Here is a 16,350-nt window from a genome sequence, read left to right on the forward strand (position 1 = left end):
ACGCCCCGGACCCCACCCCCCAGGCCCGAGGCGCCACACCATCAGACCTTCGCCCGATGCACGACCTGCACCTCGGTGAAGCTCTCCAACCCCCACGGGCCGTTCTCGACACCCACCCCGCTCCACTTGAACCCGCCGAACGGCTGACCCGGGTGCAGGTCCAGGTGGGTGTTGATCCACGCGGTGCCGCACTCCAGCCGGCCGGCGACCTCGGTCGCCCGGTCGGCGTCGGCGCCCCAGACCGAGCCGCACAGGCCGAAGTGGGTGCCGTTGGCCCGCTCGACGGCCTCGTCCACCGACCGGTACCGGACGACGGGGAGCACCGGGCCGAACTGCTCCTCGTCCACGATCCGGAAGCCGTCCTCGACGTCGGTCAGCACGGTGGGGCGGTAGAAGTAGCCCGGCCCGTCGATCGGGCCACCGCCCGCGGCGGCCCGGCCGCCGCGGGCCAGGGCGTCCGCGACCAACTCGCCGACCCGCTCCAGCTGCGGCCGGTTGTTGATCGGTCCGAGCTGGACGCCGTCCAGGGTGCCGTCGCCCACCTTGGCCGCCCGCGCCGTCGCGGCCAGCGCCTCGACCAGATCGTCGTGCAGGTGATCGGGGACGTAGACGCGCTTGATCGCCGAGCAGACCTGGCCGTTGTTCTGGAACGCCCGGCTGAACAGCTTCGGCGCGACCACGGCCGGGTCGGCGTCGTCCAGCACGATCGCCGGGTCGTTGCCGCCCAGTTCCAGGGTGATCCGCTTGAGGTCGGCGGCCGCGGCGGCCGCGACCTTCTTGCCGGTGGCGATGCTCCCGGTGAAACTGATCTTGCGCGGGACGGAGTGCGCCGTCATCGCGGCGCCCAGCGGGTCGAGCCCGCTGACCACGTTCAGCACCCCGGGCGGGAGGACCTCGCTCAGCAGCTCGCCGACGGCCAGCGTGGTGAGCGGGGTGTACGGGGACGGCTTGAGGACCACCGTGTTGCCGCCCAGCAGTGCCGGCGCCAGCTTCCAGGTGGCCAGCACCAGGGGAAAGTTCCACGGTGTGATGGCGGCGACCACGCCCATCGGGCGGCGGATCACCTCGACCCGGGCCGCGTCGTCGTCGCGGATCAGCTCGCGCGGGACCGGCAGGTCGGCGAAGTGCTTGAACCAGATGCCGGCGCCGGCTATCTCGAACAGCGCGTCCTGGATCGGCTTGCCCTGTTCCGCCGTCAGCACCTGGGCGAGTTCCTGGGCCTTGGCGAACAGCAGGTCGCCGGCCGCGTGCAGCGCCTTGCGGCGCGCCTCCTCGTCCTTGCCCCAGCCGCGCTGGGCCCGCTCGGCGGCGACGAACGCGGCGTTCAGCTGCTCCACCGAACAGTCGGGTGCCCGGGCGAACACCTCGCCGGTGGCCGGGTTGATCACCCCGAAGGAAGCCGCGGCGGGTGCACTCCGCCCGTCGATGGTCATCGTGTACGAGGTCATCGCTCTGTCTCCCGAGGTCGTCGAATCGCAGGTCGGACCAGCGTCACCGGCCCGGCCGGTACGCGCCACGACATTTGTCACGGGTACCGGACCGCGGGTCCGCGCCGCCCGGGCTCAGTGCCCGGCGGCGGCCCGGGGGATCACCGGTTCGGCCGGCGCCTCGGCCCGGAGCCGGAAACCGCCGCGCGCCCGGCTGCTCTCCAGCGTCGCGCCCACCGCCCGCAGCCGTTCCCCGAGGCTCAGCAGCCCGTACCCGCTGCCGGCCACCGCGAACCGTCCGCCCCGGCCGTCGTCCTGGATCTCCAGCCAGTTCGGCCCGATGCGCACCGTGCAGCTGCGCGCGCCGCTGTGCTTGATCACGTTGGTGACGCCCTCGCGCAGCACGTAGCCGAAGACGTCCCGCAGGTCGGCCCGGACCTCGTCGCCGCTGTCCGGCAGGGTTTCCGCGATCCCGGCCGCGCGCAGTGCCATCCGGGCACTGGCCAGCTCGTCGTCCAGCGAGGAGGAGCGCGTGTCCAGCACGGTGCTGCGGATGTCGCCGAGCGCCGTCCGGGAGAGCTCCTCGATGTCGCGGACCTCCGCCGCCACGGCGGCGGGCTCGGCACCCGTCTCCAGCATCCGCCGGGCCAGCCCGCTCTTGACCGTGATCACCGCGACCGAGTGCCCGAGCACGTCGTGCAGGTCACGGGCGACCCGGGCCCGCTCGTCCGCCACCACCTGATGCACCAGCGCCTCCCGGGCGGCCTTGAGCTGAGCCACCGCCCGGGTCAGCAGGAAGATCAGCGACACCGACAGGGTGAGCAGCACCAGCAGCGTCGTGCCCGTCCAGTGCACCTCGCCGTCCAGCACCCGGGTCAGCACCACCTGGGCCAGCGCACTGCCCAGGCCGACCAGCCGGCTCACCTGGACGGGCAGCAGCATCACGGCGGCCACGATCGCGAAGGCCAGGTAGACCAGGGAGTCGCCCTCGCCGGTCAGGAACGGCAGCGCCAGGCCGAGCAGCAGCAGCCAGACGATCATCAGGACCCGGGCCGGTCGAGAGCTGCGCGGCCCGATCCGCGAGACCAGCACGAAGCTGACCAGGTAGGCGGCGAGATCGGCGATCAGCAGCGCCATCCGCGGCCCGGAGGCGTCCGGGCCCATCCGGGTCGCGGGCTGGACGAGCAGGACTCCGAGGGCGATCACCACGATCCAGCCGCGCAGGCGGGCCGTCCACGACTGCCGCGGTTCGTCGCGCGGCCGGTCGAGGGGCCACTGCCAGAGGTCGGATCCGTTCAACTCTGCGCTCACCACGCCCGGCAGACTACCGCGCCCGCCCGGTCCGGCCGGGTGCCGGACCGGGCCCCGGGCGCGATCGGCTGGGGATGGCACATAGGGGCCGTTAGGGGTTACCTCGCGCGCTCGGCTCGGCAAATACTGAAGGCGCGGACCGGGGATCGCCCCGTGGCCTGACCTGCGCACATCTGTCATTGCCCCGCCGAAGGAGCATGCCCGTTATGGAAGCCGTTTCCGACACCGCACTGTGGACCGCCGCCGTGCGGGCCGACGAGTCCCTGCTCGAGGACGCCCTGTTCGTGGACGACCTCGCCGCCGGACTCGCCGGCGAGAGGGGCTTCGCCCTGCGCGACCGGTACGACAACGTCGGTGTCCGGGCCTGCATCGCGGAGCGCACCCGCTACCTGGACGAGGTGATCGCCCGTCACCCGTCGTTCCGTCAGGTCGTCTTCCTCGCGGCCGGGCTGGACACCCGATCGATCCGGCTGACGTGGGCTCCCGGGACCACGCTGTACGAGGTCGACCACGCCGATCTGGTCGCGTGGAAGGAGCAGCGGCTGGCCGAGCTCGGTGCCCGGCACGCCGTGGAGCGCCACACCGTCGGCATCGACCTGCGCGAGGACTGGCCGAAGGCGCTGGAGGCGGCCGGCTGGGACCCGGGCACCCCGACCCTCTGGATCGCCGAGGGCCTGTTCTACTACCTGCCCGAGGACGGCGCCCGGGCACTGCTCGCCCGGATCGCCGAGGTGGCCGTCCCCGGCGACGTGCTCTCCGGCGACCTGGTCAGCTACCAGACCCTGGTCAGCGAGGCCGAGGCGGCCAAGCGGAACCTGGTCCTCCTGGAGGAGGACGGCAGCCCCTGGCTGTTCGGCACCGACGACCCGGAGGAGTACCTGAGCACCGGCGGCTGGGAGCCGACCGAGGTCCTCGTCCTCGGCCACCCGGGAGCCTCCTTCGGTCGCTGGCCGGGACCGGCCATCCCGCGCGAGGTCATGGGCATGCCCCGGAACTTCTTCTTCTTCGCCACCAGGCGCGGCTGAGCCGGCAGCCGCCCCGATGACCACCACCTCGTTGCCCCATCTCGCCGGCAACTACGCGCCGGTCACCCGTGAGCTCACCCGGCACGACCTGCCGGTCACCGGTGCCATCCCGCCCGAACTCACCGGCTGGTACCTGCGCAACGGGCCCAATCCGTGCGAGGCGGAGTCCGCCCACTGGTACCTCGGCGACGGCATGGTGCACGGCGTCCGGCTGGAGGGCGGTCGGGCCACCGCCTTCCGCAACCGCTGGGTCCGCACCTCCGTGCTCACCGACGACGCCCCGCTCTACGACAGCTCCGGCCGCCGCGACCTGACGGCCGGAGTGGCCAACACCCACGTCGTCCGGCACGCCGGGCGGCTGCTGGCCCTGGCCGAGGCCGCGCTCCCCTACCAGCTCACCCCGGACCTCAACACGGTCGGCGTGCACGACTTCGACGGCAAGCTGACCACCGCGATGACCGCGCACCCCAAGACCTGCCCGACCACCGGTGAACTGCACTTCTTCGGGACGGAGGTGCTCTCCTCCCCCCACCTCACCTACCACCGGGCCGACGCGGCCGGGAACCTCGTCGTCAGCCGGGGCATCGAGGACGTGGGGCCGACCATGATGCACGACTTCGGCCTCACCTCCCGGCACGTCGTGTTCATGGACCTGCCCGTCGCCTTCGACCTGGACCGGATCGCCGCCGGCGACGCGGTGCCCTACAAGTGGGACGAGGCCTACGGCGCCCGGCTCGGCGTGCTCCGCCGGGACGACCCGCACGGCACGATCCGCTGGTTCACGATCGATCCGTGCTACGTGTTCCACGTCTCCAACGCCCACGACGTCGAGCCCGGACCGGGCGAGACGGAGGGGCGGATCGTCCTGACCGTCGTCCGCTACCCGGAGCTGTGGCGCACCGACAGCTCCGAGGCCTACCCGTCCGCCACGCTGTGGCGGTGGACCGTCGACCTGGCCTCCGGCACGGTGCACGAGGAACAACTCGACGACCAGATCACGGAGTTCCCCCGGATCGACGACCGGCTCGCGACCCTGGACGCGCGCTTCGCGCACACCGTCATCGCCCCGTCGCACCCGCGCCACGCGGACCTGCCCGGTGGCCTGCTCCGGTACGACCTGCGCACCGGAGCCGTCGCCCGCCACACCTTCGGCCCTGGCCGCATCCCGAGCGAGGCGGCCTTCGCCCCGTCCGACGACCGGCCGGGCGGCCACGGCTGGCTGATGGCGTACGTCTTCAACGCCGCGACCGCCACCAGCGACCTGGTGATCATCGACGCCTCGGACCTGAGCGCCCCGCCGGTGGCGACCGTCCATCTGCCGCAGCGCGTCCCGTACGGATTCCACGGCAACTGGCTGCCCGACCCGGGCAGGTGAGGCCGGGCCGCGGGGACGCCCCGGCGTACCCGACCGGGGCTCCCGGCCGGGTACGCGGGGGTCCGGCCGCCGGTCGGCGCGGGCGCGGCGCCGGCGGTGGTAATGTTGGCGGGCAACATCGACGCGGGCCTATAGCTCAGACGGTTAGAGCGCTTCCCTGATAAGGAAGAGGCCACAGGTTCAAGTCCTGTTAGGCCCACCGATGGAACCCCCGGACCCCGGTCCGGGGGTTCACTTGTCTGTGTCGGCCTGTCCGTGCCTGCTGTGCCCGGGCCACCTGTGCCGCCCGTGCCGGCTCGGCCGGGCCGCCCCGGTGGGGTGGGTCAGGAGAGCAGACCGTCGTAGTCCGGCAGCTTGAAGGTCCGCTCGGCGTGGCCGCCGGCCAGGTCGGTCCAGTTGTTGCCGACACTGGCGATGATCGTGTAGCCCTCGTTCTCGACCTCGATCCGCTCGTCCGTCTTGTACCGCTGGACCGACTTGAACAGATCGCACAGGTCACGCCCGTGCAGCTCGTCCACGGTGTAGCCGGCCCCGGTCAGGCTGTGCCGGGTGATCGCGTCGATGAAGTCCACCCTCGCGGTGACGAAGATGATCGCGACGCCCCGCGCGTGGGCGTACTGCGCCAGCTCCACCACCGGCGCGATGCCCGACATCGTGAACGGGTGGAAGTGCGTCGCGAGCGTCGTGTTGTCGATGTCGAACACGATCGCGGGCCTCTCGTTCGCCGGCTCGGCCGTGCGCTGCTCGACGTACGCGCGGGCCGGCGCGATCGCGGCGCTCACGTCGGCCAGCCACTGGGCCTCGGTCACCGTGCCGCTGCTCGCGGCGGCGGCCGGGGCCTGCACCGGAGCGGCCGGGGCCGTCGGGGCCGTCGGGGCCGCGACCGCGGGGGTGGCGAGACCGGCGGTGATCGCGGCCGTCAGGGCCGCTGCGGCAACGAGCCGTGCCTTGATGCTCATATCGGGAACGTGGCCTTTCGCTGGGGGTCGTCGGTCGGTGTGGCGGTGGGGGCGATCGGCGGCACGCGTCGCGACGACGGGCCGTGCCCGGCGGCGGGGCTCCGACGGCGGCGCCGCGGGAACGGCAGGCCTTCTCCCGCAGGCCAGCCCCAGAGTGTCAAGGGCATGCCAGACCGAAGGCCGGCACGGACCCCGTGGGAGGAGCCCGGGCGGCGTCCGGTCGGTAACCGCGGAGGGCGGGCGCCCCGCCGGTCGGGCCCGGCGCCCGCAGGGGTGTCAGGCGCGCATCCACCGGACGCCCCCTAAAACTAGAGCCAGTAGTTTTACCTGGGCGAGAACGTACACTAGTCAACGGCGCGAGCCAATACCCGGGGGTAACGAGCAGCCGGCGAGAGGACGAACAGCAATGGGCAGGCCGCCGCGGCCGCTGCTGACCCGGGACGGGATCATGCGGGCCGCCCTCGCCCTGGTCGACGAGGAGGGCGCCGACGCGCTCTCGACCACCCGCATCGCGGCCCGGCTCGGTGTCAAGGGACCGTCGCTCTACAACTACGTCTCCAGCCGCGACGAGATCGTCGCCGGCATCAGCGACCTCATCGTCGCCGAGATGGATCTCGACCCGGCCGTCCGACCGTGGACCGCCGCCCTGGACGCCTGGGCCCGCTCGTACCGCGCCGCCCTCGCCCGCCATCCGCACACGGTCCCGCTCCTGGCCTCCCGGCCGACCCGGTCCGCCGCCGCCCTGCGGGGGTACGCGTGCGCGTTCGCCGTCCTGCGGGCGGCCGGCTGGCCGGAGGACCGCGTACTCCCGGTCGTCCAGTCCCTCGAGTACCTCCTGATCGGCTCGGCCCTCCACCTCGGCCGCCCGGCGGATGCGGGCTGGACGGCCGAGACCCTCCCGTCGGGGCTCGAACCCCTGCTCGACGCCCCGGACGACTTCCGCGAGCGGGCCTTCGAGACCGGCCTCGCCGCACTGATCCGCAGCTTCGAGGAAACCCTCGACAGCCTGCTGGCCGCCCGCACCGGCTGACGTCCCGCCCGCGGCCCGGCCGGACCGGCGACCGGACCTGCGGCCGCGAGGACCTGGCCGCCCACCAGGCCGTACGTCGAAGCCGCCGCCGTACACCGAGTCCGCCGCCGTACACCGGGTCCGCCGCCGTCCGACCGCGGCGCGTGGGGCGCACGCCCGGGACCGAACCGGCGCGCCTTCGGACGTGCACCTCCACGGGCCAGGTGGCAGCGTGTGAGGAAAGACTCGGTTGTACGGGACGGCCCGGACGCAGGGAGAGCCCAGCCAGTGCGGCGAGAGACCAGCCAGGCCCTCGGCGGTGAGGCCACGGGCGAAGCGGCGAAGAGCCGGTCGCCATGGCGTCGGTTGCCCTCCTGGCTGAGGGTGCGCAGCGTCGCCGGGCAGGTGTTCCTGTGGATGCTGATCGTGGTGGTGCTGCTGATCGGCGCCGCGCTGACGGCGCTCATCCTCCAGGCGCAGCGCAACAGCACGAGTGCGGCCGCGCAGCGCACGCGGGCCGCGGCGGTCACCCTGGCGCAGGTCCCCACGGTGGTGACCGCCCTGGACGGCGCCGACCCGTCGGCCGTGCTGCAGCCGCTGGCCGAGGACGTCAGGAAGATCGGCGGCTTCGACTACGTCGTGATCTTCAGCCGCGAGGGGATCGCCTACACGTCGCCCGACCCCGGGGAGATCGGGACCCATGTCGTGGGCGCGTACGGGGCGGCGTTCCAGGGGCCGTACACCAGCAGCTTCGCCACCCCCGCCGGACGGGTGGTGGACACCACCGCGCCGGCCGACCGGCCGGACGGTTCGGTGGCCGGGCTGGTGTCGGTGGGCTACACCGTCGCGCACACGGGCAGCGCGGTGAGCCGGCAGCTGCCGGTCCTGCTCGGCGGGGCGGCCGCCGCGCTCGCCGCGGGCACCGCCGGGGCGGTGCTGGCCCGGCGGCGGTTGCGGCGCCAGACGCACGGCCTGGGCCCGTCCGAGATGACCCGGATGTACGAGCACCACGACGCGGTGCTGCACGCGGTCCGCGAGGGTGTGCTGATCGTCGACGCGGACGCCCGGGTGCTGCTGGCGAACGACGAGGCCCGGCGGTTGCTGGAACTGCCGCCCGAGGTGGAGGGGCGACCGGTCACCGAGCTCGGGCTGAACCCCGGCCTGGCCGAGCTGCTGGCGTCCGGGCGGACCGCCACCGACGAGGTGCACCGGGCCAGGGACCGGCTGCTCGCCGTCAACAGCCGTCCGACCGCGCCGTTCGGCGCGGGGCCCGGCACCGTCGCGACCATCCGGGACACCACCGAGCTGCAGTCGCTGGCCGGGCAGGCCGAGGCGGACCGGACCCGGCTGCAACTGCTCTACGACGCCGGGCTGTGGGTCGGCACCACCCTGGACATCGTGCGGACCGCGCAGGAGCTGGCCGACGTGGCGGTTCCCCGGTTCGCGGACTTCACCACGGTCGAGCTGGCCGACCCGGTGCTGCGCGGTGACGAGCCGCTCCCCGGCGCCGGCACCGCGTCAGGCCCGCCGATCCGCCGCACGGCCGTCAGCGGCATCCGGGACGACCAGCCGCTCTACCCCGTGGGCGCGCAGATCAGCCTTCCCCCCGGCACGCCGGAGGGGGCCGCCCTGGAGAGCGGGCACGCCACGCTCGCCGTCGACCTGAGCCAGGATCCCGACTGGCGGGCGCGCGACCCGGAGGCCGCCGACCGGATGCTCGCGTACGGGATCCACTCGCTGATCTCCGCGCCGCTGCGGGCACGCGGCCTGATCCTGGGCATGGTCAACTTCTGGCGGGCCGGGGAGTCCGAGCCGTTCGGGCAGGAGGACGTCTCCTTCGCCGAGGAACTGGTCGCCCGCACGGCGGTCACCGTCGACAACGCCCGCCGCTACACCCGCGAGCACCGGATGGCCGAGACGCTCCAGCGCAGCCTGCTGCCCCGCGGCCTGCCCCAGCAGAGCGCCCTGGACGTCGCCTACCGGTACCTGCCGGCGCGGCAGGGAGTCGGCGGGGACTGGTTCGACGTCATCCCGCTGGCCGGCTTCCGGGTGGCGCTCGTCGTCGGCGACGTCGTCGGCCACGGCCTGCACGCCGCCGCCACCATGGGCCGGCTGCGCACCGCCGTGCTCAACTTCTCCGCCCTCGACCTGCCCCCGGACGAACTGATCGCCCGCCTCGACGACCTGGTCGCCCGCCTCGACCAGGACGAGGCCGCCGGAGAGGGCGACACCGGGGGCGACAGCGGGGGCGAGGGAGCGGCTGTCACGGGCGCCACCTGCCTGTACGCGATCTACGACCCGGTCTCCGGACACTGCACCATGGCACGGGCCGGCCACCCGCCGCCCGCACTGGTGCACACCGACGGCACCGTGGAACTCGTCGACCTGCCGGCCGGCCCACCCCTCGGCGTGGGCGGCCTGCCCTTCGAGACCACCGAACTCCAGCTGGCCCCCGGCACCACACTGGTCCTCTACACCGACGGGCTGGTCGAGGCCCGGGACCGCGACCTGGACCACGGGCTCGCCGCCCTGCGCGCCGCACTGACCGGCCCCCGGGCCGACCGCTCCGCCGAGGAGACCTGCGGGGCGGTGTTCGACGCGCTGGTGCCGCCGCGCCCGAGCGACGACATCGCCCTCCTCGTCGCCCGCACCCGCCTGTTCGAGCCCGACCAGGTCGCCACCTGGGACGTGCCCGACGACTTCGCCGCCGTCTCCCGCACCCGCGCCGAGTGCGCCGACCAGCTGGCCGCATGGGGTCTGGAGGACCTCACCTTCACCACCGAGCTGATCCTCAGCGAACTGATCACCAACGCCGTCCGCTACGGCACCCAGCCGGTCCGGGTCCGCATGCTGCGCGACACCAGCCTGGTCTGCGAGGTCTCCGACGGCAGCAGCACCGCCCCGCACCTGCGCTACGCCGCCAGCACGGACGAGGGAGGCCGTGGCCTGTTCCTGGTCGCCCAGATGGCCGAACGGTGGGGCACCAGGTACACGGCCCGGGGCAAGGTCATCTGGTCCGAACAACCACTGATCGCACCCGCGGTCCAGTTCGAGGCGATGCTGCTGTAGTCCGGCCCCGTCCCGGATTGGCCTCCGCCTTGGTGGGCAGCCGCCCGGCAGAGCCCGAACGCCGACCGGAAGGGGCACCCCGTGGACACCGCCGAGAAGGTCGACCGGCTGCTGCGCGAGTACGGACAGACCTACGCGGACGAGTCCGGCATCACCCTGCGCGACAAGCCCGCGCCGCTCTATCAGCTGCTGGTCCTCACCGTCCTCTGTTCGATCCGGATCAAGGCGGACATCGCCACCGCTGCCGGGCGGGAGCTGTTCGGGGCGGGGCTGCGGACACCGCGGGCGATGGCGGACTCGCGCTGGCAGGACCGCGTGGACGCGCTGGGCCGCGCGCACTACGTCCGGTACGACGAGAGCACCGCGACCGCGCTGGGCGACGGTGCGGAGCTGGTCCTCGACCGCTGGCACGGCGATCTGCGCAAGCTCCGCGAGGAGGCCGGCGGCGATCAGGGGAAGCTGCGGGAGCTGCTCCAGGAGGTGCCCAGGATCGGTCCGGTGGGCGCCGACATCTTCTGCCGGGAGGTGCAGGCGGTCTGGCCGGATCTCCGGCCCTACTTCGACGAACGGTCCCGCCGGGCCGCCACCTCCCTCGGCCTGCCGCACACCCCGCGCGGGCTGGCGGAACTGGTGCCCCCGGAGGATCTCGCCCGGCTGGCAGCGGCCCTGGTACGGGCGGGACTCTCCCGGACGACCGCCGAGGATCTCGAGGGGCCGTCGGCGGCCGACTGACGTCGCCGGTCTGCTGAACGTCGTCGGTCAGCCGACCATCGGGGCCGGCTGACCCTCAGGGCTCCGGGGCCCCTCCGACGCGCCGGGCGAGCTGCTCGATCCTCGGCACCAGCCGGGGCCCCAGCGCGGCGACGCCCATCGCGGTGGCGACCCCGGCCCAGGCCACCGGGCCGAGCGGCGTACAGCCGAAGAACTGGCTGACCAGCGGCGTCTCGATCAGCGCCACCAGCACCGCCGCAGAGCCGAGGACGGTCAGCAACACCAGGGGGTTGTGCCGCCGGCCCGTCACCGTCTGGGTGAGCTGGGCACCGACCACCCCGCACAGCGCCATCGTGCTGGTCCGCCGGGCCGAGCCGGGCGTGAACGTACCGATCAGCCAGGCCGTGCTCGCGCCGAGCGTGGTGACGATGCCGCGGTTCGTGATCTGCCGCGTCAGCGGGTCGCCGAGTGCCGCGATGCCCACCGGTGCGCTGTCGGCCAGGGCGGCCGCGCCGTTCAGCCCTTCCTCCGCGGCCTCGTCACGCGGGGTGACCGAGACCGCCATCGCCGGGAACATGTCGGTCAGCAGGTTGACCAGCAGGATCTGGCGGGTGGACAGCGGCGAGCCACCGGACAGCAGCGTACCGAGCACCGAGAACCCGATCTCACCGGCGTTGCCGCCGACCAGGACGCTGATCGCGTCTGCCACGCTGCGCCACAGCGCCCGCCCCTCGGCGACCGCGTCGACCAGCATCGACAGGTCGTCACTGGTGATCACCAGATCGGCGGCGTTGCGGGCCGCTGCCGAGCCTCGTACCGCGATGCCGACCCCGATGTCGGCGGCGCGGATGGCGGCCGCGTCGTTGGAACCGTCCCCGACCATCGCCACCACCCGGCCGTCCGCCTGGAGCGCCTCGATGACGTGCAGCTTCTGTTCGGGTGCGACCCGGGCCACCACCCCGCAGTCACGCAGCAGGCGGGCCCGGCCTGCCCGGTCCCGGGCGGCCAGTTCGCCGCCGGTGACGATCTGTACGTCCTGCGGCCAGCCGAGTCGGAGGGCGACCGCGCGGGCCGTCTGCGGGTGGTCGCCGGTGAGCATCACGGGTCGGACGCCGGCCTCGCGGAGGTCGGCCACCAGCGGCCCCGAACTCGGGCGCGGGGTGTCGGCCAGACCGATGAATCCGAGCAGTTCCAGGCCCTCCGGCGACCCGCCCAGCGCCTCCGCGGGCTCCTCCCCGCCGGCGAGCCGACGGCTCGCGACCGCCAGCACCCGCAAACCGTCGTCGGCCAGCGACCGGGCCGCGTCGTCGGCCGCGTCGCCGGCGCAGGCGGGCAGGACCACCTCCGGTGCGCCCTTGACCAGCAGCACCCCGGCGCCCTCCGGGTCGGTCCCGACGGCGGCGGCGTACCCCCGGCTGGCCTCGAAGGGCTGCACCTCGACGGGTGTCCACGGTGATCCGGGCGGGGTCGACCCGAGGATCGCCTCGTCGGTGGAGTGCGCGTGGATGCCCGCCTCGCGGTCGGGGGTGCGGGCGGTCAGCGCGGCGGCCTGGAGCAGCGGAGCCGCCTCGGCGGTGTTGGCCGGGTGTTCGGTGCCGTCCTCGGTGGCGACGCGCACCACGTGCAGGCGGTTCTCGGTCAGGGTGCCGGTCTTGTCGAAGCAGACGGTGTCCATCCGGCCGAGCGCCTCCAGGGCGCGCGGGGTGCGGACCAGGATGCCGATCCGGCCGAGCCGACGGGTCGCGGCCGACTGCGCGACCGTGGCGACCAGCGGCAGGCCCTCCGGGACGGCGGCCACCGCGACGGCCAGCCCACCCCGGACCGCCTCGCGTACCGGCCGGCCGCGCAGCAGGGAGAGGCCGGTCACGGCGGCGCCGCCGAGCAGCGTGAACGGCAGCATCCGGCTGGTGAGTTCGTGCAGCCGGGCCTGTACGCCGGGCGCCGGGCGGGTGCGCGAGGCGAGATGCGCGGCCCGGCCGGCCTCGGTCTCGTCGCCGGTGCCCACGACCACGGCCCGGCCGTGGCCGGCGACCACGGTGGTGCCCTCGAAGACCATGCAGCGACGGTCGGCCACCGGCGCCTGCGGCGTGGCGTCCACCTGCTTGCCGGTCGGCAACGACTCGCCGGTCAGCGAGGACTCGTCGACCTCCAGGTCGTCGGCCACCAGCAGCCGGGCATCGGCCGGTACCACGTCGCCGGTGTAGAGCTCGATCACCTCTCCCGGCAGCAGCCGTTCGGCCTCCACCTCCCTCGTCTCGTCCCGGTCCGCATCGACGACCTTGCGGGCTCGTTGACGCTGGCTCAGCTGCAGCCCGGAGAGGGCGCGCTCCGCCCGCAGTCGCTGCACTCCGCCGACCAGGGCGTTCACGCCCATGGCGCCGAGCACCATCAGGGCGTCCACGGGGGAGCCCAGCAGGGCGGAAGCGGTCGCGCCGACAAGCAGCACCGGGGTGAGCGGATCGTTCAGTTCGACACGCACGGCGGCGCCCAGACGGACCGTCAGGCGTGCCGGGGCGAAGACCGGGAGCCGCGCGGCCCTGCCCACGGCCTGCCGTGCGCGGGCCGGCACGCCCGGCTCCGCGGCCCGCGCGCCGTCCCGCAGTCGGGCCAGCACCTCCTGCGGCTGCAGGGCGTGCCAGGGCACCCGAGGCGGCGGATGCGGCGCACGGTCGGCGCCGATCCGCAGCGCGGCGCGCCAGCCGGAGACGAGCGAAGCGGCAGCGGCCGCGTTCACCGGGCTGAGCCGGAAGCCGAGGGGGAAGGCGAGGCGTTTCGAGCGGGTGCCGCGGGTCACCACCAGCAGTCCGGCGAGTGCCGCGCCCGCCTCGGCAAGGATCTTCGCGTGCCCGCCGACGGTGCGTGCGACGGGTATCGCCGCCAACAGCCGCCATGCTCCTTCCAGCCCGCGCAGCAGCAGCACGTCCGCACCCCACACCACCGCGCTGCGGTCGTCGGTGAGCGAGACGGCGATGTCGCTGCGCAGCAGACCGGCCAGCACCTCGCTGCTCCCAGGACTCAGCTGCCGCTCCGCGGTGGCCTGGCCGCACGGGACATGAGCCACCGTCAGGACCACCCGGCCGCCGCGCTGGAGATCCCGCACCACCTCGGCCAACGGCCTTTCGGCGCCCACGAGTTCGTCGGCCAGCGCACCGAAGTCACCGAGCGAGCCGTCATCCTGCACCACGACGTGCAGGCCGGCCCGGCGCGCCGCGTCCAGCGCGGCCTCGGCGAGCGGGTCGATCTCCCAGCCCACCAGGACGGTGCCGATCTCCTTGCCCTGCTCCACCGCCACCGACAGTCCGGTCTCGGACTCGCCCTGGTCGGGCACCGGACGCAGGTCGAGCCCTTCGCCGGACTCCAGCGCCGTCGTGGCGGCCTGCCACAACCGATCGTGGTCCCAGCCGTCCACGTTCGGATGGACGTCCAGGACCGTACGCCGGGTGCTGCGCAGCGCCTCCGGATGCAGCACGACGGTGTCGACGAGTTCCAACTGGCGCAGCCGGTCGAGGTTTCGGACGAGTACCCCCTCGCGGGCCAGCTCGGCGCAGAAGGCAGCGGTGAAGACGTCCGGACCGTAACGGGCGGCCTTCGGGTTCCCGGCCAGCAGTGCCTCCGCCGCCTCCTGGACGTCACGGGTGAACAGCAGCGTCCCGGCCGCGCCCAGCACGGTGCCGGTGACCGCGTGGTCCCGGTACTCCTCGCCGGGACATCGGTGAATCGCCGGCCGGGCGACCTCCCGGCCCGCCAGGCTGAGGCGCTGCGGCGCGCAGACCGTGTCGTGCGCGGCATCGAAGGCGGCGGCGCGGGCGACGGCCTCCGTCAGCCGGCTCGTTCGCAGCGCGGCGTCCAGCACCAGCGCGGTCGGCGACTGCCCGATGCCGTGGGCGGCCGCGTTCGCCGCCGCCAGCACCAGATCGGTGGCCGAGCGGCCCAGCCGGCGCCGCAGCACCGTCCGTACCCGCGGGTCCTCGTGCAGCAGCGTGACTCCGGCGGTGACCAGGCGGGGCGTGCTCCTGAGGTGGACCACCCGCGCGGCGACCGCGGTGGTGACACCTGCCGCGTCGCAGGCCAGGGCGAGCGCCCCGGAGCGGATTCCGCCGGTGTGGCCGGGGTGCACCGGCTCCAGCACGTCCTCGTCCGGGCGCTCCAGCTTCTGCCCGGCGGCCAGTTCGGTGGCCCGGTCGACGACCCGGTCGGTGACGGCGTCCTGGGTCATCTGCACCACCAGCCGGGCCAGGCCGCCGTCCCAGTAGGCGGCGAGCACGTCCGGGCGCCGGGCCAGGGCGGTCGCCACCCGCCTGGCGCGGGTCTCCACGCCGCGCACGGCCGACCCCCGGCTCGGCCGCAGCGGGAGCTGGACCCGGGATCCGGCACGCCAGTAGCCCTGGCCGGGGGTCGCCGCATTGAGGCCGACCCTGCCGACCCGTACCGCTGTCGACGAGAGCGCCGCCGCGCCGCGCGCGGCGGTCTGGGCGCTCGCTCCGGCGGCGTCGGACGCCAGCCGGGCTGCGGCGCCGGCGGCCGGGAGGATTCGCCGGGCCGCCAGGACGGGCACGCCCACCGCGAGACCCAGCCCGGCTGCGGGCAGCCGGGTCAGCAACCGAAGAGCCATCTCTCACCCCACACGGCCGTCGAAAGCCCGGCTCATCGTCCTCAGGCCTCTCGTCCTCGGGTCTGTCGTCCTCAGGCCTCGCATACCCGGACTTCCTCGGACGAACCGGAACAATCTCCCGACCGCCTCCTCGACCCCGCCGCCGACCACCTCCTCGAACGGACCCGTGGCGCGGACCGGCCCCGCGCGGTCGCTCCCCCACCGCGGCCCGCCGCCGCCTCCGGGACGACCTGCGGCCCTGAAGGCGGCGCGAACCGACGCCCCCACCGGCGGGAGGCGCCTCCCCGGGCACCGGAAGGCGCCTCCCGACACGGGGAGGCGCCTCCCGACTCCCGCCCGCCCGTGGCTGCTCAATGACCGAAGTGGAAGCGGTGACGGGACGGCCGCCGGGCGGTGGTCATGACCTCGTCCCCTGGGGCCCCCGTGCCGATCGGTTCGACCGGACCGCCCGGTTCACCGGCGGATTGTTCGGCCGACACCCGCGCACTTCGGATCAGGTGCCTGTGCTGCCGGGCCCGATCGGCGCCCACCTTGATCATGACGCAGGCGACACCGACCACCAGGGTCAGGGCGACGCCCGCGAGGAAGATCCCGAGGCTGTCGAGGGTGGCGATCTGGTTGCCGAGGACCATCACCTGGTAGTCCGGGCCTCCGGTGTTGCCCGCGATCAGCAGCCCGATGAAGGCTCCGGTCGCACCCAGGAGCAGCAGACCCAGTAGCAAGAGCATGGTGCGCCTCCTTCTGTGAACGACTCCCCCACTCGCCGTCCCCGCGTCTACCCGCCGATCCGGACCTGACGCGCCCGGGGGGCGTTGGCGGGTCGGACGGTGCGGGCGGCCCCGCGGTACCCGA

At 74.1% G+C, this 16,350-nt stretch carries 10 protein-coding genes and 1 tRNA gene; 6 read left to right on the top strand and 5 right to left on the bottom strand.

Going from position 1 to position 16,350, the window contains the following annotated elements; translation table 11 throughout:
* Positions 1-41: 41 nt before the first annotated feature.
* Together AB0J08_RS32670 and AB0J08_RS32675 are read right to left on the bottom strand one after the other, a co-directional pair.
* Entirely contained in the window at positions 42-1,448 is a 1,407-nt protein-coding gene (locus tag AB0J08_RS32670) for an aldehyde dehydrogenase family protein (protein ID WP_360641482.1), read from the bottom strand.
* A gap of 114 nt (positions 1,449-1,562) precedes the next feature.
* Entirely contained in the window at positions 1,563-2,741 is a 1,179-nt protein-coding gene (locus tag AB0J08_RS32675; RefSeq protein WP_360641483.1) for a histidine kinase, read from the bottom strand.
* Positions 2,742-2,944: 203 nt separating this feature from the next.
* Here AB0J08_RS32675 and AB0J08_RS32680 point away from each other — a divergent pair, with 203 nt between their 5' ends.
* The 3 genes from AB0J08_RS32680 to AB0J08_RS32690 all read left to right on the top strand — a co-directional run bounded on the left by AB0J08_RS32680 (position 2,945) and on the right by AB0J08_RS32690 (position 5,337).
* Complete coding sequence (locus AB0J08_RS32680) at positions 2,945-3,763, top strand: SAM-dependent methyltransferase (RefSeq protein ID WP_360641484.1); 819 nt, start codon at positions 2,945-2,947, stop codon at positions 3,761-3,763.
* 16 nt (positions 3,764-3,779) lie between these two features.
* Positions 3,780-5,138, top strand: a complete 1,359-nt coding sequence (locus AB0J08_RS32685) for a carotenoid oxygenase family protein (protein WP_360641485.1) — start codon at positions 3,780-3,782, stop codon at positions 5,136-5,138.
* Positions 5,139-5,263: 125 nt separating this feature from the next.
* Positions 5,264-5,337 (top strand) — tRNA-Ile (locus AB0J08_RS32690).
* 124 nt (positions 5,338-5,461) lie between these two features.
* Here AB0J08_RS32690 and AB0J08_RS32695 read toward each other — a convergent pair.
* Positions 5,462-6,097 (bottom strand): HAD family acid phosphatase, encoded by a 636-nt coding sequence (locus AB0J08_RS32695; protein ID WP_360641486.1) that lies wholly within the window; start codon positions 6,095-6,097, stop codon positions 5,462-5,464.
* A gap of 406 nt (positions 6,098-6,503) precedes the next feature.
* Between AB0J08_RS32695 and AB0J08_RS32700 the strand changes: the two genes are divergently transcribed.
* From AB0J08_RS32700 to AB0J08_RS32710, 3 genes are all read left to right on the top strand, one after another.
* Positions 6,504-7,127: a TetR/AcrR family transcriptional regulator C-terminal domain-containing protein gene (locus AB0J08_RS32700; RefSeq protein ID WP_360641487.1), complete on the top strand. Its 624-nt coding sequence runs from the start codon at positions 6,504-6,506 to the stop codon at positions 7,125-7,127.
* Positions 7,128-7,523: 396 nt separating this feature from the next.
* Entirely contained in the window at positions 7,524-10,175 is a 2,652-nt protein-coding gene (locus AB0J08_RS32705) for a SpoIIE family protein phosphatase (protein WP_360641511.1), read from the top strand.
* Positions 10,176-10,256: 81 nt separating this feature from the next.
* Complete coding sequence (locus tag AB0J08_RS32710; protein ID WP_360641488.1) at positions 10,257-10,907, top strand: endonuclease; 651 nt, start codon at positions 10,257-10,259, stop codon at positions 10,905-10,907.
* Between the two features lie 55 nt (positions 10,908-10,962).
* Here the strand turns inward: AB0J08_RS32710 and AB0J08_RS32715 are convergent, their stop codons facing one another.
* Positions 10,963-15,498 carry a cation-translocating P-type ATPase gene (locus AB0J08_RS32715; protein ID WP_360641489.1) on the bottom strand — a complete coding sequence of 1,512 codons (4,536 nt, stop codon included), beginning with the start codon at positions 15,496-15,498 and terminating at the stop codon, positions 10,963-10,965.
* Positions 15,499-15,848: 350 nt separating this feature from the next.
* Entirely contained in the window at positions 15,849-16,226 is a 378-nt protein-coding gene (locus tag AB0J08_RS32720; RefSeq protein WP_360641490.1) for a hypothetical protein, read from the bottom strand.
* Positions 16,227-16,350: the final 124 nt, after the last annotated feature.

It is taken from the genome of Kitasatospora sp. NPDC050463 (genome assembly GCF_040655255.1).
Taxonomy (GTDB): domain Bacteria; phylum Actinomycetota; class Actinomycetes; order Streptomycetales; family Streptomycetaceae; genus Kitasatospora.